We start from the raw sequence: 20,677 nt of genomic DNA, 5'->3' as shown, positions 1-20,677 counted from the left end.
ATGAACAAGGAATTCGCCAAGCCCATGCTGGGGCGTGAGCACTACGAGGTCACCGTGAGCAACCAGTCGACGCATGCTCTGGTACTGACGTCGAAGTCGGTGTCCGGGTCGTTCGACGAAGCCCCGGACGAAGGGCATGTCCTCCGTCCCCGGGAATCGGACACCTTCCGGGTCACCTCGGTCCACTTCCTCGGGGTGTCCGGCTTCCCCCGGGAGTCCAGCACAGCCGTGGTCCGCTACCAGATGGCCGACGCCCCCGTCACCTTCACCGCGACGGGCGGCCCGGCGGGCAGCCATGCGTCCAGCGGCACGCTGGAGGGGCCGGGCTGCGAGCACTACGACTGCACCATCGGCAGCAGCTGTAATGGAAATGCCCTCATCATGCCGGAAACAGCTATGGATCACCACATGATGGGCATGTGAGCGACTTGTGTTGAGGGGCCGGTTCGGCCCCTGAGCGGGCTGCCATCGACCGCCGCATGATGGGAAGTGGTGCGTCCTCGACCTGTACGGGCCGTACGACCTGGAACAGGGGTCCGCGGGCCCCTGAGCGGCGGAGGTGCTTGTCATGAACCCAGTCATCACCGTAGGGCTCGACGGTTCCCCGGAGAGCCGGTCCGCCGCTCTGTGGGCGGCACGCGAGGCCCAGCTGCGCCACCGTACGCTGCGGATGCTGCACGCGTGGATCCTGCTCTCCCCGGCGGCGAAGGAAGGCACGGCGGAAGGCGACCGGAACTACTGGGCGAAGAAGATCGTCGATGACGCACAGCAGGAGATCCACAAGTACTTTCCCGATCTTCCTGTCGTGGAAGACCTTGTGGCGGAGGAGCCCGGTACCGCGCTGCTGACCGCCGCGGCGGAGTCCCGGATGCTCGTGCTCGGCTCCCGGGGCATGTCGCCGATCGCGGCCTATTTTCTCGGGGACGTCGGCCTGCACGTGGTGGCACGAACCACCACCCCGGTGGTTCTCGTTCGTGCCGGGGAGGACGCCGGGGAGACTCCCCCGGTCCAGGGCGACGTGGTCCTGGGTCTGGGGCTGCACGACCCGTGCGACCGGGTCTTCGAGTTCGCCTTCGACGCCGCCGCACGGCGGGGTGTGTCCGTGCGCGCCGTCCACGGGAGGAGCCTGCCCGCAGGGGCATTCGCTCCCTGGGGTATCGATCCCGACATGGCGGAGGAACTGGCCGCCGACGCCCGGAAGGCACTGGGCGACGCACTGCGCCCATGGCGCGCGAAGTTCCCGGCAGTGGACGTCACGGAGACCGTGCGCCTGGACAGCCCCGCCCAGGTGCTCGTACAGGAAGCCGCCGGTGCCGCGCTGCTCGTCACCGGCCGCCGGCAGAAGCGCTCCGCCCTGGCTCCACCCATCGGGCCTGTCCTGCAGGCCGCCCTCCACCACGCTCCCTGCCCGGTCGCGGTCGTGGCTCACGAGTGAGCTCCGGGCCCGCGGTGTCCCGGCCGGCTCCGCGTTCAGCCCGGCAGGAGCACCGCCGCCCCCGTGACACGGTCCGCTGCCAAGTCAGCGAGCGCGTCGTCGGCACGGCTCATCGGATAGCGCTGGACGTGGACAACAGGCGGACGGTGGGCCGCCTCGGCGAGGTAAGCGCGGCCGTCGGCGCGGGTGTTGGCGGTGACACTGCGCAGGGTGCGTTCCTGGAAGAGGTGCCGCTGATAGTTCAGGACCGGAATGTCCGAGAGGTGGATGCCTGCCACGGAGAGCGTGCCGCCGCGGTCGAGCGCGGCGAGGGCGGTGGGGACAAGGTCGCCGACCGGCGCGAAGAGGATCGCCGCGTCGAGGGGCTCGGGCGGCGCATCGTACGCCCCGGTCGCGGAGGCGGCTCCGAGGTCGAGGGCCAGGCGGCGCGCCTCCTCGGAGCGGGTCATGACGTGAACGGTGGCGCCGCGGCCGATCGCGAGCTGGGCGGTCAGGTGGGCGGAGGCGCCGAAGCCGTAGATGCCGAGCCGGCCTCCGGGTGGCAGCGCGGCACGTCCCAGGGCCCGGTAGCCGATGATCCCGGCGCACAGCAGCGGTGCCAGTTCCTCGTCCGGCGGGCCTTCCGGCAGATGATAGGCGTAGCGTGCGTCGATCACCGCGTGTTGTGCGTAGCCACCGTGGATGTCCCAGCCGGTGTAGCGCGAGTTCGGACAGAGGTTCTCCCGTCCCGCCCGGCAGTAGCGGCAGGTGCCGCAGGTGCCCGCCAGCCAGGCGGCACCGACCCGGTCGCCCTCGCTGAAGCCTTCGGCCTCGGGCCCCGTGGACAGCACCCGGCCGACGACTTCATGACCGGGGGTGCATCGCGGAGTGCGGGGCGCCAGGTCCCCCTCGGCGAGGTGCAGATCCGTGCGGCACACCCCGCACGCGCGCACCTCGACGAGCAGGCCGGTCGGCCCCAGCGGGTCGAGGGAGCGTTCCACGCGGCGCAGCGGATGCTCCGCGGCCGGTGCGGTGTGGTCGACCACCCATGCCGTGGTGGTCGGGCCGTCATCCGTTCCGCTCGGCATCTTCGAGCTCCTTCTGCCGGACCGGCCGCCGCCGGACCCTCCTCGCCCCCGGGGCACTCGCTTCATGATGCGCCGCCGCAGCGTTCCCTGCCAGAGATCCGGTCGCCGTGACCGGCCGGGAGCAGGCACGTTCGGCGATGGGCCACAGCTCAACCGGGCTCGCCGGCCGCTCAGTTGCCCTGGCCGCGCTCCGGCGCCTTGGCTGTCGTACCGGCCTTGCGTTGGAGATCGGCCACGCGGTGGAGAGCCGTCTTGAAGGCGGCGTACTCCTGCTCGCCCAGTGCCTTCGCGTGGCGTTCCTCGATCGTGCGCATGATGGAGGCGGCGGCCTCCATCTGGAGCAGCCCGCGTTCGGTGGGGCAGATCAGTTTGGCGCGGCGGTCCGCGGGGTCGGGTTTGCGCTCGACGTAGCCCAGGCGTTCGAGGTCGTCGATGAGGCCGTGGTGCTGGTCGACCACCAGGTGGGCCTTCTGTCCGGCGTCCGGGACATCCCGGTCGGCGAGCTGAAACACAACGTGGTGGCGCTGGCACGGGCGGCGGCCGTGCTGGGCATCCCGCTGGTCGCCACCACCACCGCGGCCGACAGCATGTGGGGGCCGACCACCCCCGAGCTGGTCGAGGCGCTGCCTGCCGGACAGAAGATCATCGACCGCAGCACGGTCAATGCCTGGCACGACGACCGGGTCTGCGAGGCCATCGAAGCCACCGGCCGACAGAAACTGATCTTCGCCGGGGTGTCCCTCGAGGTGTGCGCGGCACTGCCCGCGATCTCCGCGACGGCCGCCGGGTACGACGCGTACGTCGCCGTGGACGCCTCCGGCACCTTCAGCCAGGCCAAGCGGGAGGCCGGACTGCTGCGCATGCAGCAGGCGGGCGTCATCGTCAGCGACTACGCCACGCTCATGGTCGAGGCCCTGGCCGACAACGCCGCCCCCGAGTCCGGCGCCCTCTATGCGGCCCTCGACATGCCGTTCGCCGTCCTGGTCGGCCAGATCTCCGCGGCCTACCAGTCCTAAGACCCGCGCGAACTACCCGGTTTCGCCGCCGGCGCTGTAGCCCCGGAGCAGTGCGCTGAGGATGTCGGTCAGCCGGGGGGCGACGTCGACGACGGCGTGGGCGAGGTCCGGGTCCGATTCGTAGAGGCGGCGCAGTTCGGTGCCCGGGGCGGCCATCTGCCACAGTGCTCCGGCCATCGACGTGCCCGTGGCGACGACGTTGCCGGCCTGCGCCGGGCTCAGCGGGGCCACCCGGCGCAGCGCCTCGCTCACGGCCGTGAACTCGGCGATGGCGGTCAGTTTGAAGGAGCGGACGCTCTCCAGCGAGACGTTGCGCTCCAGGTTCATCGGCGTGTGGGCGAGCAGGTCGCAGAACAGGGGCCGCGCCACCAGCGACTCGGCCAGCAGGCCGGCGACCGCATGCAGGCGAGGCTCCCGGTCCACGGCCTCCGCGGAGTCCTCGTCGTCCGTGCCGGGCACCGCGTCGGCGAGCTGCTCGCGCACCGCCTGCGACCACTCCGTCCACCCGGCGGCGGCCAGGCGCAGGAATATCTCTTCCCGGGTCTCGAAATAGCGGAGCATCGCCGACTTGTGCATGCCGACCTCCGCGGCGATGTCGGTCAAGGTCACCGACCGGATGCCGTTCACCGTGGCCAGACGGGCCGCCGCGGCGAGGATCGCGGCCTCGCGGGCGCGCTTGGCCTCGGGGCTCCGGGCTCTGGTGGACTCACTGCGGCTGACCATACGGACATGTTAACGCAACAGGGTTGCGCTATTAACGCAACCGTGTTTCGCTATCTGTATGGAAATCCAGACGTGGTTCATCACCGGTTCCTCCCGCGGCTTCGGCCGCTCCCTCGCGGTCGCCGCCCTGGAGGCGGGCGACCAGGTCGTCGCCACCGCCCGCAGGCCGGAACAGCTCGCCGACCTGGTCGAGCGATTCGGCGACAAGGTCCTCCCGGTCGCACTCGACGTGACCGACTCCGCCGCAGCCGCTGCCGCGCTCGACGCCGCCCGTGACCGCTTCGGCCGCGTCGACGTGGTCGTCAACAACGCCGGCTACGCGAACGTCGCCCCGGTCGAGACGGCTCCGGAGGACGACTTCCGCCGCCAGTTCGAGACGAATTTCTGGGGCGTGTACAACGTCTCCAAGGCGGCCCTGCCCCTGCTGAAGGCGCAGGGCGGCGGCATCGTCGTCCAGTTCTCCTCCATCGGCGGCCGGGTGGGCGGCAGTGCCGGCCTGGGCTCCTACCAGGCGGCCAAGTTCGCGATCGACGGCCTCACCCGCGTGCTCGCCACCGAGACCGCGCCGTTCGGCATCCGTTACCTGGTCGTCGAGCCCAGCGGCTTCGCCACCGACTGGGCGGGCGCCTCCATGGACATCCAGGAGGTCCCGGCGGAGTACCAGCCGACGGTCGGCGCCTTCACCGACCTGGTCCGCGCCAGCCGGTCGGCCGGCGACCCGGACCGCGCCGCGGGGATCCTGGTACGCGTGGTCAAGCGCGACCACCTCCCCGCCCACCTGCTCCTGGGCGCGAACGCGGCGCAGATGGCGCTCGACCACTCGCGGCAGCAGACCGCCGAGGCCGGAACCTGGCAGGCCGTCTCCGTCTCCGCCGACTTCGGCGAGGAGTACCCCGTCGAGCTCCCGGCGGACGCCGAGTAGGCCGACGATCGACCGGCCCCCTCCGGGGCCGGGGGCGACTTCCATGTGCGGGCCGTCAGAACATGCGCGGTTGACCATTGGATGCACTGAGCCCGCCGTCGACGGGAATGTGGGCACCGTTGACGAAGCGGGCCTCGGAGCTGGCCAGGAAAGCGATGACATCGGCGACCTCGGCCGGTTCGGCGGGGCGCTGCATCGGGATCCGCTGACGGAACGCGGCGAGTATGTCCGCGTTCTCGAAGATGGGCGCCGCCACCGGGGTGCGGGTGAGGCTCGGGTGGACGGCGTTGACGCGCACGCCCTCGTGGCCGTGGTCGAGTGCCATGGCGTTGGTGAGGTTGACCAGTGCCCCCTTGGCGGCGTTGTAGGCGGCCAGGCCCCAGTCCGCGCCGAGCCCGGACACCGAGCCGACGTTGACGATGCAGCCCCCGACGCGACGCAGGTGGGGCAGCGCGGCCCTGGAGGCGAAGAAGACCCCCTCGACATCGGCCGCGAAGACGTGGCGCCAGGTGGGGGTGTCGGTGTTCTCGACGGTCCCGGGCACGCCGATGCCCGCGTTGTTGACCAGCACGTCCAATCGGCCGTATTCCTCCGCCACACCCGCGATCAGTGCGGTGATCGCGGACCGGTCGGCCCGTCGGCGAAGTCGACGGGCCGACGCGGCTTGTCCCATGCCCCGGGCCGGTCTCAGACGGCCGTGCGCCCGCCGTCCACAGGCAGCACGGCCCCATGGACGAAGCTCGCCGCATCGCCGGCCAAGTAAGCGATCGCCTCGGCGATCTCCTCAGGCTCAGCCGGCCGTCCGGCCGGGGCCTGGGCGGCCAGGGCGCCGAGGTCCTCGCCCATGCCTGCCGTGCCCTCCGTGCGCACCGGCCCGGGGCGGACGGCGTTGACCCGCACCCCGCGCGGGCCGTACTCCGCCGCCCATGCTTTGGTCAGCAGTTCCACGGCCGCTTTGCTCGATCCGTACAGGGCCATGCCCGCGGCCCCGTACTCGGCCACCATGGTGCTCACGTTGACGATCGCACCGGCGCCCCGCTCGGCCATCGCCGGGGCGAGTGCCGCCACCAGGTGGAACGGCGCCTTCACATTCAGCGCGTAGACGGTGTCGACCTCGCTCTCCGTCGCTGTCTCGGTGGGCCCGAACGGGTAGATGCCCGCGTTGTTCACCAGGATGTCCACCCGGCCTCCGCCCAGTTCCACGGCCCGCCGCGCCAGTTGCCGCACCGACTGCGCCTCCCGCAGATCGGCGCCGACGAAGTCGGCCTTGCCGCCGCGGTCGCGGATGGCGGCGACCACGGACTCGCCACGGGAGCCGTCCCGCCCGGCGACCAGTACGTGCGCTCCCCGCTCGGCCAGCAGCGCCGCGGTCGCGGCGCCGATCCCGCTGGTCGCCCCCGTCACCAGGGCCACGCGTCCGGCCAGGTCATGAGAACCCATCAGGTTGTCCTCCGCATCGAAAGTAGGGGCCCCGGGCGTGCGGCAGTGCCGTGTCCGGCGCCCCGTCAACTCGACCGCGAGCCGACGTGCAGGACAAGCACCCACGCCACCGCGGGATTCCGTTCTCGCCATCGGCGATTCCCGCCGCCGCCATGAGCAAGGGGGCGGCCGGGTCACTCACGTGCCGCCTCGATCAGTTCGAGGAGGTTGCCTTCCGGGTCGGCGACATAGGCGTACCGCATGCCCTCGGTCACGCCCGGGGCGGGAGGCGACACCGGGGCGGCGTCGCATTCACCGGTCAGACGGGCGAACGCGGCGTCGAGGTCCGGGACCTGGAGGGCGAGGTGGGTGAAGGTCTGCACGGCGGTAGCGGCGAAGGGGTCGGTGTGCGCGGCGGGGCTCGAACCGGTCCGCTCGACGAACTCCACACGCAGGCCGCCAGCATCGCTCAGGACGACGGTGCGGACGCCCGCATCGGGCATCTCCAGGCGCTCGTCCACGTGAGTGAGCCCGAAAGCGCTGCCGTACCAGGCCTCCTGGGCGGTGAGGTCGGCGACCGAAAGGCTGACGTGGTGGAAACGAGCGGCGATCATGGCAACCCCCATGGTTAATGCCTCTTACCTGGTAAGCGATGTTAACCTTAGCGCCATGAGCTCTCCCGTCAAGCGGCGACCCACCGGCCGGCACCACGGGGACCTGCGCAACGCCCTGCTGCGCGCGGCCCTCGAACTGGTCGCGGAACGCGGCCCGCACGGCTTCACCCTGGCCGAGGCGAGCCGCCGGGCGGGAGTCAGCGTCGCGGCGCCCTACAAGCACTTCGCCGACCGCGAGACCCTGCTGGCCGAGCTCGCCACGAGGGGCTACCGCGAGCAGCGGGACCGCTTCGCCGCAGCCGTGGGCGGCAGCGAGGACCCCGCGGAGCAGCTGGCCTCCTTCGCGTCCGCCTACGTCCGTTTCGCCGCCGAGGAACCGGCCCTGTTCGACATCACCTTCAACGCGGGCCTCGACAAATCCAGGTTCGCCGAGCTGGCTTCGGCCGGCGACGAGGTGGCAGGCCTCCTGCTGCCGGTCGCCCGCCGGCTGACCCCGGACGCGGACGACGCGTTCGACCTGCTGCTCCGCGTCGCCGGTGCCGCGCACGGCCTCGCGGTATTCCTTCGCCAGGGCCTGTTCGGAGTGGGAAGCGGAGCCCTCGCGGACACGGAGGAGAGGGCGGCACGCACGGCCCGGGCGATCACGCGTCAGCAGGATGCCTGACCTGCCCGCGGCGAACTCGCTGCCCGGCCGGACGTGACACACCGGCTGCTCGCAGTCGGGGAGTCCACTGCGCCACCGGGGAGTTGAGGGATTCCAGAGGGAATCATTGTCATGGCAATGCCAAGAATTAACCTCCGATATCTACCCGCGTAAACTCCGGCGGTCGCATCATGGGCCTGTGCGCCCCCGGGCGCCCCGCAAGCCCCCCACTGCCCATGTACACGACCGGAGTCCGGCATGCCCCTACCCCCCGCTGTCCGTCAGGCCGCCCTCTCGGCAGGCGCCCTGCTGCTGTCCTCGATATCCGTCCTGGCCGCCCCCGGCGCCGCCCAGGCCGCCCCCGCCACGTACTCCCTGCTGGTCTTCCCCGACCAAGGCCGCACCGCCGTCTACGACTTCATCGGCTCGGCCGCCAAGTCGGTGGACGTCACGATGTACGAGCTGCGCGACACCAAGGTCGTCAGCACTCTGGTGAGCCGCAAAAAGGCGGGCGTGAAGGTCCGCGTCGTCCTCGACGCCAAGCGCACAGCGGTGAACGGCTCGGCCTACCGCACCCTCAAGTCCGCCGGTGTGGACGTGGTGTACTCCTCCTCCGACTACGTCTTCACCCACCAGAAGACCATCACCGTGGACGGCGCCAAGTCGCTGATCCTGACGGGGAACCTGGACTCGACGTACTACGCGACCAGCCGCGACTACGGCGTCTTCGACACGGACGCGGCCGACGTCGCCGCCATAGAGAAGGTCTTCGACGCTGACTTCGCCAAGACCTCGGTCACCCCGGACGACGGCGACGACCTGGTCTGGTCGCCCACGGACTCGGAGTCGCACCTGCTGGAACTGATCAACGGCGCCCAGCACTCCCTGGACCTGCAGCAGCTGGAGTTCGGCGACAGCACCCTGGTGGACGCGGTGGTGGCGGCGGAGAACCGCGGCGTGACCGTCAGGGTCGTCGGCATGAACCCCGACAGCTACGGCAGCTACTTCGACCAGGTCAAGGAGGCCGGCGGCAAGGTCGTCACCTTCTCCTCGACCGAGGGCCTCTACATCCACGCCAAGGCGATCGTCGCCGACTACGGCACGCCGACGGCGAAGGTCTTCGCGGGTTCGGAGAACTTCTCCGACAACTCGCTCAACAACAACCGCGAGCTGGGCCTGATCGTCAACAGCCCGGACGTGCTGAACGGCATCGAGACCACGTTCACGAAGGACTTCACGGACGGGACGCCGTACTGAGGCGTGTCCGGTGAGTCGTGAGTGACTCACCGGAGAGACCGTGGAGCCTGGCAAGGGTCGGCGACGAGGCCAACGCTGTTCACGCATGAGACATCTGCGATTCGCCCGTACGTCCATCCGCAATGTTGATCTTTGTGACCGATGCATCGTTCACCGGAAGGACAGGGCTGATGTCCGTCAAGAAGTCCCGTATCGCCGCTCTCGTCGCGCTGGCGGCGGTCGCGTTGCCGGCCGCGTCGCTGGGCGCCGCCACCACGGCGCAGGCCGCTTCGGGCCGGGCCGCCGTGCCCGGCTACCAGACATGGCAGGCCGATGTGCAGAAGGCGGTGGCCCCCGCGATCCCGTGGCTGCAGGACCGCATCGGCCAGGGCGTGGACAAGCCGGCCATCGTGCTGGACATCGACAACACCGCGCTGGAGACGTACTACCACCCGGGGCAGGCGAACAAGCCGGTGCTCAAGGTCGCCCAGTGGGCGAACGAGCACAACGTGGCCGTGCTGTTCGTCACCGCCCGCACCTCCTCGTCCTCCGCCCGGCAGCAGCTGGAGGACGCCGGCTACCCGGTGGACACCGTCTGCACGCGCGAGCACGGCGAGAGCAAGGACGAGGGCAAGGCCCGCTGCCGGGAGGAGCTCTCCGACGACGGCTACACGATCACCGCCAACATCGGCAACCGCTCCACGGACTTCGAGGGCGGCTTCTACGAGAAGGGCTTCAAGCTGCCCGACTACGGCGGCCAGTTGTCCTGAAGTCGACCGACCCTCGGGCGTGGGCGTTCGCTACGCGAAGGCGGACGTCCGTTGCACGAGCCGTGCCCAGGCCTTCTGGTCGTAGGGGCAGCGGGGGCGCAGGCTGATGCGCTCGCTCAGCAGTGTGCGGGCAAGGTCGTGGCGCCGGGCGTGCAGGGCCGCCTCGACCAGGGTCTTCTGCAGGGCGTCGCGTTGGGCGTGGCTGCCGCCGAAGGTATGGAGGCGGCGCCGCAGGGGCAGCAGCAGGTCGACCGCGTCGGCGTAACGCCGCTGCCCGTACGCCACGAGGGCCCGGCTTACCGGCAGCCCGATCTCGGCGGTCATCGGGACGTTGGAGAGCCCCGGACCGGCGTCCCGCAGCCATGCCTCCCGGTCGCGGATGAGCCGTTCGGCGTCGGCGATGCGTTCGGCCCCGACATAGGCCATGACGGCGTGGATGTCGTTGAAGGCGTAGTAGGCGCCGTCGTGGCGGCGGTCCCAGGCCTCGGCCAGTACGGGCCAACGGTTGCCGGTGTCGGCGCCGACGAGGTACAGCCGCCACAACAACGATGCGGCATCCAGGAGTTCCATCGCCGCCCCGCCCGAATCGTCGTGGTGCACGGCGGCGTCGTAGACGGCCAGGACCTTCTCCGTGCGGCCCGTCTCCAGGACGTACAGGGCGTAGTGCCACCAGTTGTGCACGTTGAGGTAGTTGCCGGTCGACCAGTCGTCCGCCCGGGCGTCGAGGTACCGGATGCCGTCCTCGTGCCGTCCTTGCATTTCGTAGGCGTGCACGACGGCGTGGATGCCCCAGACGTCGCGCGCATTGCGTTCCACGGCCTGAAGCCCCACGTGCTCGGCCTGGGTGTAGTGGCCTGCCTCCTCCAGGCCGAACGCGTACATGCCCTGGAGCAGGCCATAGTGCGGATCGTCCTGGTCCCAGGCGGACAGCGCGCCGCCGATGCGGTCGCGCAGCAGCGTGGCGTCGCCGGTGAAGAAGTCGATCTGATGGCCCACCGCGAGGGCCAGGGCGTCCTTGGGGTGTGCCACGACGAGCTCGGCGAGGACGCGGCCGGCCCGGTGCATGTCGCCGTCCAGCCAGGAGGAGGCCGCCTCGACGTGCATGCGCTCCCGCGGGGTCAGGTCGGCCACAGGCACGTCGCGACGGTACGCCTCGAACGCGGTGGCCGCCCCGGCGGCGTCCGTCTCTTCCGTGCCCAGCAGGCCGAGGTAGGCGTGGAAGACGTTCCCCATGGCGGACCGGGGCGAGGCGTCGAGCACCGCCCCGGCCTCCGCGCTCACCTCTCCGCGGAAGAAGAGCAGGCTGTCCAGGGCCTTCTCGTAGTGCCGCACGGCATCGGCGTCGGTGTACGTCATCGCGTGAGCGTGCCGGTCCGTGACCACTGTGTCCTCCTGCGGGTCGCCTCGTACGGGAAGGATCTCTGCCCAGCGCCCGCCGAGGGAATCCTCGGCACTCCGGGCCTGTTCCTGTCTTCGTCGGAAGCGTCGAAAGGGGAGCACCATGCCCAAGGCAGTGCGATTCACCGAGTACGGCGGCATCGACGTGCTGAAGGTCGTCGACATCGAACGTCCCTCGCCCGGACACGGGCAGGTGCTGGTCAAGGTGGTGACCGCCGGGATCAACCCGGGGGAGACCAAGATCCGCGAAGGGCTCCTGCACGACCGGTGGCCTGCCACCTTCCCCTCCGGCCAGGGCAGCGACTTCGCAGGAACCGTCGAGGAGACCGGTGCGGGCGTCGACGGCTTCGCACCGGGAGACGAGGTGATCGGCTTCACCAATCGCCGCGCCAGCCACGCCGAGTACGTCCTCGCCGAGGCCACCGAGCTGATCCACCGCCCGGCGGGCGTCCCGTGGGAGCAGGCGGGCGCCCTGTTCGTGGCCGGGACGACGGCGTACGCGGCGGTACGGGCCGTCGCCCTCGCGCCGGGCGACACCGTCGTCGTCTCCGGGGCCGCGGGCGGCGTCGGATCGCTGGCCGTGCAGCTCGCGCGGCAGGCCGGAGCGATGGTGATCGGCCTGGCGAGCGAGCCGAACCACGCGTGGCTGACCGCCCATGGCACGATCCCGGTCAGGTACGGCGACGGCGTCGCCGACCGGATCCGTGCCGCCTCCGACGGCCGGGTCGACGCCTTCGTCGACACCTTCGGCGACGGATACATCGAGCTCGCCCTCGAGCTCGGGGTGCGGCCCGACCGCATCGACACGATCATCGACTTCGCCGGTGCGGAGAAGCACGGGACCAAAGCGGAGGGCAGTGCCGTGGCCGCCAGCGCCCAGGTGCTCGGGGAGCTCGCCGCACTGGCCGACCAGGGTCGGCTGGACATCCCGATCGCCAAGGTCTACCCGCTGGACGACGTCCGCGACGCCTACCGCGAACTGGAGCGGCAGCACACCCGGGGCAAGATCGTGCTGAAGCCCTGAGGACCGCCGACGCCTTGGGACGCCCGGCGTGGGGTCAGCGTGTGCTGGTGGCGCGGGCGGCGCGGCGCAGCCGGGCGCGGGCCGGGTCGCGCGGGGGGTGGGTGGCGGCCGGAGCGGACTTGTCGGGATCGGGCCGCACGAACAGGGTGACGGTGACGCCCTCGGCGAACCCGTTGCGGCGCATCATCGCCGCCGACGCCTGGTTGCTCGATTCCACATCGGTGATGATCCGGGAGGCACCCGCCGCGAAGAGAGCGTCACAGCACCGCTGGACGAGCACGCTCGCGACGCCCTTGCCCCGCGCCCGCTCGTCCAGCGCGATCCATTCGAGATAGCCCCAGTCCTCGCGCTCGTCGTAGGAGAGCGAGCCGAGCACGAAGCCGAGCAGCCCCTCGTCGTCCACGGCGACCCAGCACGCTTCCGGCTGCGCGTCCCAGTGCACGGCGACCGTGGACAGCGACCACGAGGTGTACGGCATCGCGTCGACGTCGTACGCGCGGTAGCCGAGGTTCAGCACGCCGTCCAGGTGGGACAGCTGCATGGGAATGATGTCGACATGATCCATAGACGAATCCTGACATAAGTCAGGATCCGGGCTCTCGCCCGCAAGAAACTCCGCAAGTAACTTGGCAAAGTTACTTGCGGAGTTTTACGGTGGGGACATGAAGACGAACCCCGGCCCGCAGCAGTCCGTCGCGACCGCGCAGGGCCTCAACGACGCGATCAAGCGGCTGCGCGCACGTCTGCGCTCGGAATCGGGGCAGCATGCGACCGGATTGACCGCCACGCAGCTCGGTGTACTGGCGAGCGTGGTGCGGGAGGGCCCCGTCACCGCGGCCCGGCTCGCCGCGCTGGAGCACGTCAGCGCGCAGTCCATCGCACAGAGCCTGGCGGTGCTCAAGGCCGCCGGGCTGGTGCACAGCGAGCCCGACCCGCAGGACGGCCGGAAGAAGCTGGTCAGCGCCGACCGGTCCGCGACCGAGCTGGTCGAGAGGCTGCTCGCGGGTCGCGCCTCCTTCCTGGCGCGGGCCATCGACCAGGTTCTCGCGCCGGACGAGCGCCATGACCTGGAGAAGGCAGTAGAGCTGCTGGAGCGTCTCGCCGCGGCCGACCTGAGCGACGGCGGCATATGAGGACCGCGCCCGCCCGGGCCGACACCGCGGCGCGCGGTCCCGCGCGCGAGCCCTTCGCGTGGACGTTCACGGCCCCGCTCTACGTGGGCTCCAGCCTCAATCCGGTCAACAGCTCCATCATCGCGACCGCCCTGGTGCCCATCGCCACCGAGCTGCACGTCCCGGTGGGCAGCACCGCCGTGCTGGTCTCCTCGCTGTACCTGGCCAGCGCCGTCGCGCAGCCCACGGCGGGGAAGCTCGCGGAGGTGCTCGGCCCGCGCCGGATCTTCCTGTCCGGCATCGTGCTTGTCCTGCTCGGCGGTCTGGTCGGCGGCCTCGGCCAGAACCTGGCGACGCTGACCGTCGCCCGGGTCCTGGTCGGCATCGGCACCTCGGCCGCGTTCCCCTGCGCGATGGTGCTGATCCGGCGCCGCGCCGAGGAGTCCGGCCTGGACGCCCCGCCGGGCGGGGTGCTCGGCGGCATCGCGATCGCGGGCATGGCCACCGCCGCCGTCGGCCCGCCGATCGGCGGCCTTCTGGTGGGCGCCGCAGGCTGGCGCTGGGCCTTCCTGATCAACATCCCGGTCACCGCGATCGCCATGGCGATGGCCATGCGCTGGCTGCCCAAGGACGCCGTGCTCGACCGCGAGCACATGGGATTCCGCAAGGTCGCCGACCGGATCGATCTGCCCGGCATCCTCGGCTTCGCCGTGTCGATGAGCGCGCTGGTCATCTTCCTGATGAGCCTCCCCCACGTCGAGTGGATCGCACTCGCCGTCTTCGTCCTGGCCGCCGTGCCCACGGTCGTGTGGGAACTGCGGAAGACCGCGCCGTTCTTCGACTTCCGCGGCCTCGCCGCCAATGGCGCCCTCGCCCGCACCTACCTGCGCCAGGCCCTCACCCTTCTCGGCGTCTACTCCGTGATGTACGGCATGACCCAGTGGATGGAGGCCGCGCACGGGATATCCACGGTGGGGGCGGGACTCCTGCTGCTTCCGATGGGTGCCGTCTCCGCGCTGCTCTCGCGCCCGCTCGCCAGCCGCAACCTGGTGCGCGGACCGCTGATCGCGTCGGCGGTGGCCATGCTGCTCGGCTCGGCCGGCATCATGCTGCTCACCTCGCACAGCCCGGCGATCGCGATCGTGCTGGTCTCCCTGGTCTTCGGCGTCACGTCCGCCTCCACCACGGTCGGCAACCAGACCGCCCTCTACCTCGCGGCACCGCCCGAGCAGATCGGCACCGCCTCCGGGCTGTTCCGGACCTTCGGATACCTCGGAACCATCACCTCCGCCGTGATCGGCAGCCTCGTCTTCCGCGACGGCGCGAGCGACCACGGTCTGCACACCCTGGGCATCGTGCTGGTCGTGGCGGGCCTCGCGGTCCTCCTGCTGACCGTCCTCGACCGCCGGCTGATGAAGAACGCCCCGACCAAGGAGAATCCCGCGTGAGCACCCCCGCCCTCCCCACGATCACCCCTGAGCGAACCGCCCTGCTGGCCATGGACTTCCAGAACGGGATCGTCCCCCTCGCCCCCGACGCCGACGCGCTCGTAGAGCGGGTCAAGGGCGCCATCACCGATGTCCGAGCCGCCGGCGGCACCATCGGCTACGTCCGCGTCGCCTTCACCGAGGACGACTGGGCAGCGGTCCCGGAGAACAACAAGACCTTCACCGCGGTCGCCGCGCGCAAGATGCTCCACCACGAGAACGTCGCCGCCCGGATCGACGAGCGGATCGCGCCCGAGCACGGCGACATCGTCGTCCGCAAGACCCGCTACGGCTCGGCCTCCACCACCGACCTCCACCGGCAGCTGACCGACCGCGGCATCGACACCCTGGTGCTCGCCGGGATCAGCACCAGCGGCGTCGTCCTGTCCACGCTCATCGAGGCCGCCGACCTCGACTACCGCGTCTACGTCCTGTCCGACGGCGTCGCCGACGCCGACCCCGAGACCCACCGAGTGCTGCTCGACAAGGTGTTCCCGTCCCGGGCCCACGTCATCGACACCACCGGGCTGCGCGAGCTGCTGCCGTCCGCCTGATCAGGCAGCTCGCTGCGCGATCGCCACTACCGGGAGTCGGCGGCGCGGTCCCTACTGTCACGTGACCGCGCAACAGGCCTAGGGTTGTGGGGTGTTCGACACTTCGATCCGGCGCCGTACGCCGCCGACCGCACCGTCCTAGCGTGGTGGGATGTCCTGCTCCTATGTCGTGACCTCGCATTCGTCGGCGAACCCCGACGCCGTCTTCGCGGTGCTCGTCCATGCGACCACGTGGCCGGTGTGGTCGGCGATCGACTCCGTCGAGTTCGAGGGCGGCGACCCCGAAGGTCCCCAGCAGGTCGGCGACATGCGGGTGTTCCGTACCGGCCGGGCGATCTCCCGGGAACGCATCGTCGAGCTCGTCACCGACCGGCGGTTCGAATACGAGAACGTGAGCGGTCCGTTCCGCTCCTATCGAGGCACAGTCGAACTGGCCCAGGCCCCGCAGGGCGGCACCGCCATCACCTGGTCGGCGGCCTTCGAGCCGAAGCTGCGTCTTTCGGGGCCGTTCTGGCGGTGGTACCTGACGCGTTTCATGCAGCGGATGGCCGACGGCCTGGCCGCCTACGCCGAGGCGCCGACGGACGGCTCGTCAGGGGTGTGTTGATGATGCCCAGCCACACATCGGCCTTCGGCCCTGCCCGGTGGGTGACCGCGACTCGCGGTGACGGCGAGCGGGTTCCGGGGCTCTGGACGAAAGAGCTGCTGAACTCCGCCCAGGACGACTCGTTCTCGCTGCTACGGCTCGCCGCGGGCGGCGAACTCGCCCTTGCGGGGCGCGCGGACGACCGGGTTCTCGTGCTGGACGGACGGCTCTCGATCGCGGCCGGCGGAATCGGCCCCGCCCGGGACCACCGGCCCGGGGCGTACGCCGCGCTGCCCGGCGGCAGTGACGCGGTCGTGTCCAGCTCCGACGGCGCCCTGGCCCACACCTACCTCGCCAACGGCCGCCACGGGGAGCGGCAGCCGGCACACGGTTACGAGCCCGACGCCGAGCATCCGCCCCACGCCGACTGATCACCCGGAGGCCGTGACCGCGTGCCAGCCGTGCTCGAGGAGGTCGAAGGCGCGCGCGACGGCCTGACGGGGGTCGACCTGCCCCCGGGCCAGGCCGACCGCGTCCAGGGCGAAACGGGCGAGGGCCTCGCAGGCGGCATCGCCCTCGGGAGCGCCGATGTCCTCGGCGATGGCCTGCGCCAGGGCCGCCTGGTGACGCACCCACATGCGGTGGGCGTACTCCCGCAGCGCCGGGGTGCCGTCCACGAGCCGGGCGAACCGCGCGAACCCGGGGTCGGTGGCAACGTCGACCTTCACGCGCAGGACGTGTTCACGCAGGGCGGCCGGGATCGACTGACCGGCCGGGCGCTCGCGCACCGCGGCGACGAGGGCGGCCTCCTGGTCGGCGTCCTCGTCGAAGACCAGCGCCTCCTTGCCGGAGAAGTGCTTGAACAACGTCGTGGTGGACACATCCGCGGCATCCGCGACGTCCTTGATGCCGACCTGGTCGTAGCCCCGTTCGAGGAACAGCTTCAGGGCCGCGTCGGCCAGTGCCCGGCGGGTGGCCGCCTTCTTGCGTTCCCGGCGCCCCATCGTCTCGTTCATGGAATCCACCCTACCCTTTGGTTCACTCGATTCAAAAGTTCATCCATTGCACTTTTTTAGTGAGTGTGCTCTTCTGGAGACGTCGAACCGGTGGCAGCCACAGCCCGCCCCGGCTTTCACCTCTCCCGGAACCTGAAAGGGAATCAATCCATGAGCACCTCCCCCGCACCCCGCATCGCCGTCATCGGCGCAGGCCCCGGCGGCCTGACCTGCGCCCGCGTCCTACAGCGCCATGGCATCGATGTCACCGTCTACGACCGGGACGCCTCCGCCGACGCCCGCAACCAGGGCGGCACCCTGGACCTGCACGCGGACTCGGGGCAGATCGCCCTGCAGGAGGCCGGACTCCTCGACGACTTCCACGCCCTGGCCCGGCCCGAGGGGCAGGCCAAGCGCATCCTGACCCGCCACGGCGAGGTTCTCGTCGACTACCGGCCCGGCACACACGAGGACGCCGCGCCCGAGGTGGACCGCGGCCAGCTGCGCACTCTGCTGGCCGACTCCCTCACCCCCGGCACCATTCAGTGGGGCCGCACTCTCACCTCCGCCGCCGCGAACCCGGACGGCACCCACCGCCTCACCTTCGACACCGGCATCACCGCCGATGTCGACCTCGTCATCGGTGCAGACGGCGCCTGGTCCCGTGTGCGGCCCCTGGTCAGTGACGCCATGCCCGTCTACACCGGTGTGACCTTCGTCGAGGCCCACTTCGACAACGTCGACACCGCCCATCCCGCCGTCGCCGAACTCGTCGGCGACGGGCACGTCTTCGCCACCGGCGACCACAAGGGCCTGATCGCGCAGCGCAACAGCGACCAGCACGTGCGCGCCTACATCGCCATCACCGACGACGTGGACTGGTACCGCGCCGCCGGGATCGACCTCGACGACACCACAGCCGTACGTGCCACCCTGCTCCGGGCATTCGCAGGATGGGACGAGCAACTCCTCACCCTGATCACCGACAACGACGGCCCGTACGTCAACCGGCCCCTGTTCGTCATCCCCGCCCCACACACCTGGCCCCACACCCCGGGCGTCACCCTGCTCGGGGACGCCGCCCACCTGATGTCCCCCTTCGGCGGCAACGGTGCCAACTTCGCCATGCTCGACGGCTGCGAACTCGCCCTCGCCATCGCCCGCCACGACACCCTCGACGAGGCCGTCACCGCCTACGAACGGACCATGCTGCCCCGTGCGGCCGAGGCCGGCGACGGTGCGGCAGCCCTGGCGCGCAACTTCGGACCGGGCGACCGTGACCCCGCGAGCATCCCCGACTTCGCCGAGGCCGGCGAGCAGTACAAGCGGGGAGCTGCCGCGTACCGCAACCGGTGACCGGCACCAATCCGCGGCACCGGCAGGCCAACGGCCGTGTCAGGCCCGCACCATGACGGTCAGGGGCCGCGAGACGCTCCACTCACCGGAGGCGCGGCCGATGAGATAGCTGACCCGCGCCGCGCAGGGCGGGGACTGCGGTATGGCGAAGAGCGTGCTCGTGCCGACCGCGGCGGCGCTGATCACCCGGCTCTCGATCCGCGAGGTGCGCATGATGCCGGTGTCCCAGCGCAGTTGCACCTCATCCCCCTCGGACATCCCCGCATACGGTTCGACCCGCACCACGAGCCGTGGCGAGCCGCCGTTCAGCGTGACCGTACCGTTCACCGAACCGTCGACCGAGGGCACGGCCAACGGCTCCGCGGACACCTCACTCATATCCCCATCCCCATGAGGACCGGCACTCGGTCACCGGGCGGTGGCAACAACCGGATCCTCGCACCCATCATCCCCGGCACCACCGAATCCGTACACGGCGCATTCACCTCCCATGCATGCGGCATTCGCCTCCAGGAAGCGTGTACCGGCTGCCGCGGGTCACCACGCGCCGGTTCGAAGGAGACCCGGCCGCCGAGGGAGGTCATGGACAGAGACCGGCGAACAAGGCGGCGAAAAAGTGGGCGGCCTCCGCGGGACGGGGTCCGAAGGTGGAGTTGACCTCGATGGTCGTGGCCTGCCGGACGCGGCCGCCGTCGGTGGTGAGACCGGAGACGGTCTGGAAGCCCTGGGTGGTGCCGCCGTTGCCCCACGCGTAGCCGCCGCAGGGCAGGGTGTAGCGGCCCAGTCCAAGACCGTAGGCGAGTTCCGGGGATCCGGGGGACGGCGGCGTGGGGACGGCCTTCTGCATCTCGGCGAGCAGGTCCGGCCGGAGCAGCCGGCCACCGAGCAGTGCGGTGTAGAAGCGGGTGAGGTCGCCGGGCGTGGAGATGCCGTCGCCGTTGGCATCACCGCGCGAGGGGTCCAAGCGGGTCACGTCCGCCTCCGTCACCGCGGTTCCTGCCGTGGGGAGTTGGAGATAGCCGTGGGCGTAGGAGCCCCGGAGGCCGTATTCGTACTCCTCGGGGAAGTAGCTGTCGCGCATCCCGGCATGGCGGAAGATCCGCGTGGTGACCTCGCTCCGCCAGGGGTGGCCGGTGGCTCTCTCGATCGCCATGCCCAGCAGGATGTAGCCGGTGTTGGAGTACTTCCACCGGGTGCCGGGCGGGAAGTCGGGGCCCTTGGCGAAGGCGAGACGGAGCAGATCGTCCCGGGTGTAATGCGCGAACGGTGCGAAGTTCTGATGGTCCGGCAGTCCGTCGGAGTACTCGTGGAGTCCGCTGGTGTGCTGCAGGAGCTGCCGGACCGTGATCTTGTTCGCGTCTCCGGCACTCGGTGGCACCACGCCCGGAAGGTGCTCCGCCAACGGGGCGTCCAGCGACAGCTTGTCCTCGCCCACCAGCTGGAGGACCACGGTGGCGACCATCGACTTGACGTTGCTGGCCATCCGGAGGTGGCCGTCGCGCGGCATCGGGCTCCGGGTCTCCGTGTCGGCGACCCCGCTGACGTACGTCGACGTCCGCCCGGAGCTCTCGGTCACCCTGGCCACGGCGCCGGGCAGGCGGTCGTCGTGGGTCAGCTTGTCCAGGGCCTGCCCGACGGGACTTCGCGCGGTCGATGCCGCGCTGGGGGGCGGGTTGCCCGAGACCACGGCCGTGCCGATCAGCACGGCGGCCAGTATCGAGTTGCCGAGTCGCTTCATGCGCGCGTTCTCCCTTGCCGAGGTTCTCGTCGCCGCACGGCGCGTGTTCGACGGCAAGGTATCCGGCTCCGGCCGCGGAGCACAGCAGGGCTTGCGCCTCAGGACCCGGACGGGGCGTCCTCGATGTCGGAGATGAGCTTGGTGCTCAGGTCGCTCTGCACCGCCAGTTGGGTATGCCCTGCGTCCGGGCCGGTGCCCCAGGTGAGGGTGACCGTGGTGAACAGGTGTCCGGCACCGGAATCGTGGTAGCGGACTTCCCAGCCGGTGGGCACGTCCTGGGCGCGCAGGACGCCGTCGGCGTGGTTGGCCTCCTCCCAGGCGGCCAGCCGCTGCCGGAAGTCTTCCGTGAGGTAGTGGGCGCGAAGCTCATCCGAGAGGTCGTCGGTGCCGTCGGAGACGGCGTCGATGTAGGCCCCGTAGAAGTCGGCCACGCGGTCGACCGCGGAGTCCGGGCTCCCGCTGCGGACAACTTCACCATTTGCCGCGTTCCCCTGGTTGTTCGACATAACTCCCCCTGAGGCCAATACCGTTCAGTTCACACCCTTGGAGGAAATCTGCCCTGTTCTACTGAAAACAGTCCTG

The 20,677-nt window shown here is 70.7% G+C and carries 26 protein-coding genes; 14 read left to right on the top strand and 12 right to left on the bottom strand.

The features are described 5' to 3' along the window. Together ABD269_RS16700 and ABD269_RS16695 are read left to right on the top strand one after the other, a co-directional pair. Positions 1-423, top strand: coding sequence for a hypothetical protein (locus ABD269_RS16700; protein WP_344118579.1), 423 nt, complete (start codon positions 1-3; stop codon positions 421-423). Positions 424-568: 145 nt separating this feature from the next. Then, positions 569-1,435, top strand: a complete 867-nt coding sequence (locus ABD269_RS16695; protein WP_344118578.1) for a universal stress protein — start codon at positions 569-571, stop codon at positions 1,433-1,435. 35 nt (positions 1,436-1,470) lie between these two features. Here the strand turns inward: ABD269_RS16695 and ABD269_RS16690 are convergent, their stop codons facing one another. Together ABD269_RS16690 and ABD269_RS16685 are read right to left on the bottom strand one after the other, a co-directional pair. Then, positions 1,471-2,502 (bottom strand): zinc-dependent alcohol dehydrogenase family protein, encoded by a 1,032-nt coding sequence (locus ABD269_RS16690; RefSeq protein WP_344118577.1) that lies wholly within the window; start codon positions 2,500-2,502, stop codon positions 1,471-1,473. A 170-nt stretch (positions 2,503-2,672) separates the two neighbouring features. Then, positions 2,673-2,960 carry a MarR family winged helix-turn-helix transcriptional regulator gene (locus tag ABD269_RS16685; RefSeq protein ID WP_344118576.1) on the bottom strand — a complete coding sequence of 96 codons (288 nt, stop codon included), beginning with the start codon at positions 2,958-2,960 and terminating at the stop codon, positions 2,673-2,675. On the opposite strand from ABD269_RS16685, the gene ABD269_RS16680 reads away from it, so the two are divergent. Beyond that, complete coding sequence (locus ABD269_RS16680) at positions 2,946-3,518, top strand: isochorismatase family protein (protein ID WP_344118575.1); 573 nt, start codon at positions 2,946-2,948, stop codon at positions 3,516-3,518. The genes ABD269_RS16685 and ABD269_RS16680 overlap by 15 nt on opposite strands. A 12-nt stretch (positions 3,519-3,530) precedes the next feature. On the opposite strand, the gene ABD269_RS16675 is transcribed toward ABD269_RS16680, so the two are convergent. Continuing rightward, positions 3,531-4,241: a TetR/AcrR family transcriptional regulator gene (locus ABD269_RS16675; RefSeq protein ID WP_344118574.1), complete on the bottom strand. Its 711-nt coding sequence runs from the start codon at positions 4,239-4,241 to the stop codon at positions 3,531-3,533. Positions 4,242-4,299: 58 nt separating this feature from the next. Here ABD269_RS16675 and ABD269_RS16670 point away from each other — a divergent pair, with 58 nt between their 5' ends. Beyond that, complete coding sequence (locus tag ABD269_RS16670) at positions 4,300-5,163, top strand: SDR family NAD(P)-dependent oxidoreductase (RefSeq protein WP_344118573.1); 864 nt, start codon at positions 4,300-4,302, stop codon at positions 5,161-5,163. A gap of 55 nt (positions 5,164-5,218) precedes the next feature. On the opposite strand, the gene budC is transcribed toward ABD269_RS16670, so the two are convergent. The 3 genes from budC to ABD269_RS16655 form a co-directional block, all read right to left on the bottom strand. Next, entirely contained in the window at positions 5,219-5,836 is a 618-nt protein-coding gene (gene budC / locus ABD269_RS16665; protein ID WP_344118572.1) for a meso-2,3-butanediol dehydrogenase, read from the bottom strand. A gap of 14 nt (positions 5,837-5,850) precedes the next feature. After that, the gene (locus ABD269_RS16660) at positions 5,851-6,603 is read right to left on the bottom strand and encodes an SDR family NAD(P)-dependent oxidoreductase (protein WP_344118571.1); all 753 of its coding nucleotides are present in this window, start codon (positions 6,601-6,603) and stop codon (positions 5,851-5,853) included. Between the two features lie 173 nt (positions 6,604-6,776). Continuing rightward, positions 6,777-7,196: a VOC family protein gene (locus ABD269_RS16655; RefSeq protein ID WP_344118570.1), complete on the bottom strand. Its 420-nt coding sequence runs from the start codon at positions 7,194-7,196 to the stop codon at positions 6,777-6,779. Positions 7,197-7,251: 55 nt separating this feature from the next. Between ABD269_RS16655 and ABD269_RS16650 the strand changes: the two genes are divergently transcribed. The 3 genes from ABD269_RS16650 to ABD269_RS16640 all read left to right on the top strand — a co-directional run bounded on the left by ABD269_RS16650 (position 7,252) and on the right by ABD269_RS16640 (position 9,845). Next, complete coding sequence (locus ABD269_RS16650; RefSeq protein ID WP_344118569.1) at positions 7,252-7,860, top strand: TetR/AcrR family transcriptional regulator; 609 nt, start codon at positions 7,252-7,254, stop codon at positions 7,858-7,860. A 237-nt stretch (positions 7,861-8,097) separates the two neighbouring features. Beyond that, the gene (locus ABD269_RS16645) at positions 8,098-9,096 is read left to right on the top strand and encodes a phospholipase D-like domain-containing protein (protein WP_344118568.1); all 999 of its coding nucleotides are present in this window, start codon (positions 8,098-8,100) and stop codon (positions 9,094-9,096) included. A gap of 170 nt (positions 9,097-9,266) precedes the next feature. Further along, the gene (locus ABD269_RS16640) at positions 9,267-9,845 is read left to right on the top strand and encodes an HAD family acid phosphatase (protein WP_344118567.1); all 579 of its coding nucleotides are present in this window, start codon (positions 9,267-9,269) and stop codon (positions 9,843-9,845) included. A gap of 30 nt (positions 9,846-9,875) precedes the next feature. Here ABD269_RS16640 and ABD269_RS16635 read toward each other — a convergent pair whose 3' ends face one another. After that, on the bottom strand, positions 9,876-11,201 hold the full coding sequence (locus tag ABD269_RS16635; RefSeq protein WP_344118565.1) for a tetratricopeptide repeat protein: 1,326 nt from the start codon (positions 11,199-11,201) through the stop codon (positions 9,876-9,878). Positions 11,202-11,346: 145 nt separating this feature from the next. On the opposite strand from ABD269_RS16635, the gene ABD269_RS16630 reads away from it, so the two are divergent. Further along, the gene (locus ABD269_RS16630) at positions 11,347-12,267 is read left to right on the top strand and encodes an NADP-dependent oxidoreductase (protein ID WP_344118564.1); all 921 of its coding nucleotides are present in this window, start codon (positions 11,347-11,349) and stop codon (positions 12,265-12,267) included. 34 nt (positions 12,268-12,301) lie between these two features. On the opposite strand, the gene ABD269_RS16625 is transcribed toward ABD269_RS16630, so the two are convergent. Continuing rightward, positions 12,302-12,832: a GNAT family N-acetyltransferase gene (locus tag ABD269_RS16625; RefSeq protein WP_344118563.1), complete on the bottom strand. Its 531-nt coding sequence runs from the start codon at positions 12,830-12,832 to the stop codon at positions 12,302-12,304. Between the two features lie 97 nt (positions 12,833-12,929). Here ABD269_RS16625 and ABD269_RS16620 point away from each other — a divergent pair, with 97 nt between their 5' ends. The 5 genes from ABD269_RS16620 (at position 12,930) to ABD269_RS16600 (ending at position 16,437) form a co-directional block, all read left to right on the top strand. After that, the gene (locus ABD269_RS16620) at positions 12,930-13,400 is read left to right on the top strand and encodes a MarR family winged helix-turn-helix transcriptional regulator (RefSeq protein ID WP_344118562.1); all 471 of its coding nucleotides are present in this window, start codon (positions 12,930-12,932) and stop codon (positions 13,398-13,400) included. Then, a complete protein-coding gene (locus ABD269_RS16615; protein WP_344118561.1) occupies positions 13,397-14,827 on the top strand; it encodes an MFS transporter in 1,431 nt (476 codons plus the stop codon). The genes ABD269_RS16620 and ABD269_RS16615 overlap by 4 nt, the downstream gene beginning before the upstream one ends. After that, positions 14,824-15,420, top strand: a complete 597-nt coding sequence (locus ABD269_RS16610) for a cysteine hydrolase family protein (protein WP_344118560.1) — start codon at positions 14,824-14,826, stop codon at positions 15,418-15,420. The genes ABD269_RS16615 and ABD269_RS16610 overlap by 4 nt, the downstream gene beginning before the upstream one ends. Positions 15,421-15,571: 151 nt before the next feature. Continuing rightward, a complete protein-coding gene (locus tag ABD269_RS16605; protein WP_344118559.1) occupies positions 15,572-16,027 on the top strand; it encodes an SRPBCC family protein in 456 nt (151 codons plus the stop codon). Between the two features lie 41 nt (positions 16,028-16,068). After that, positions 16,069-16,437, top strand: coding sequence for a hypothetical protein (locus ABD269_RS16600; RefSeq protein ID WP_344118558.1), 369 nt, complete (start codon positions 16,069-16,071; stop codon positions 16,435-16,437). On the opposite strand, the gene ABD269_RS16595 is transcribed toward ABD269_RS16600, so the two are convergent. Next, entirely contained in the window at positions 16,438-17,022 is a 585-nt protein-coding gene (locus tag ABD269_RS16595; RefSeq protein ID WP_344118557.1) for a TetR/AcrR family transcriptional regulator, read from the bottom strand. Between the two features lie 150 nt (positions 17,023-17,172). On the opposite strand from ABD269_RS16595, the gene ABD269_RS16590 reads away from it, so the two are divergent. Further along, positions 17,173-18,357 (top strand): FAD-dependent oxidoreductase, encoded by a 1,185-nt coding sequence (locus ABD269_RS16590; RefSeq protein ID WP_344118556.1) that lies wholly within the window; start codon positions 17,173-17,175, stop codon positions 18,355-18,357. Positions 18,358-18,396: 39 nt separating this feature from the next. Here the strand turns inward: ABD269_RS16590 and ABD269_RS16585 are convergent, their stop codons facing one another. From ABD269_RS16585 to ABD269_RS16575, 3 genes are all read right to left on the bottom strand, one after another. Continuing rightward, entirely contained in the window at positions 18,397-18,735 is a 339-nt protein-coding gene (locus ABD269_RS16585; RefSeq protein ID WP_344118555.1) for a hypothetical protein, read from the bottom strand. Between the two features lie 202 nt (positions 18,736-18,937). Continuing rightward, a complete protein-coding gene (locus ABD269_RS16580; protein WP_344118554.1) occupies positions 18,938-20,095 on the bottom strand; it encodes a serine hydrolase domain-containing protein in 1,158 nt (385 codons plus the stop codon). A gap of 98 nt (positions 20,096-20,193) precedes the next feature. Beyond that, a complete protein-coding gene (locus ABD269_RS16575; RefSeq protein ID WP_344118553.1) occupies positions 20,194-20,601 on the bottom strand; it encodes a hypothetical protein in 408 nt (135 codons plus the stop codon). Positions 20,602-20,677: the final 76 nt, after the last annotated feature.

Origin of the sequence: Streptomyces blastmyceticus, from assembly GCF_039521185.1 — a bacterium.
GTDB classification, from domain to species: Bacteria; Actinomycetota; Actinomycetes; order Streptomycetales; family Streptomycetaceae; genus Streptomyces; species Streptomyces blastmyceticus.
The sequence above is the reverse complement of the archived record's forward strand: the minus strand, read 5'-3'. Positions and strand labels throughout refer to the sequence as shown.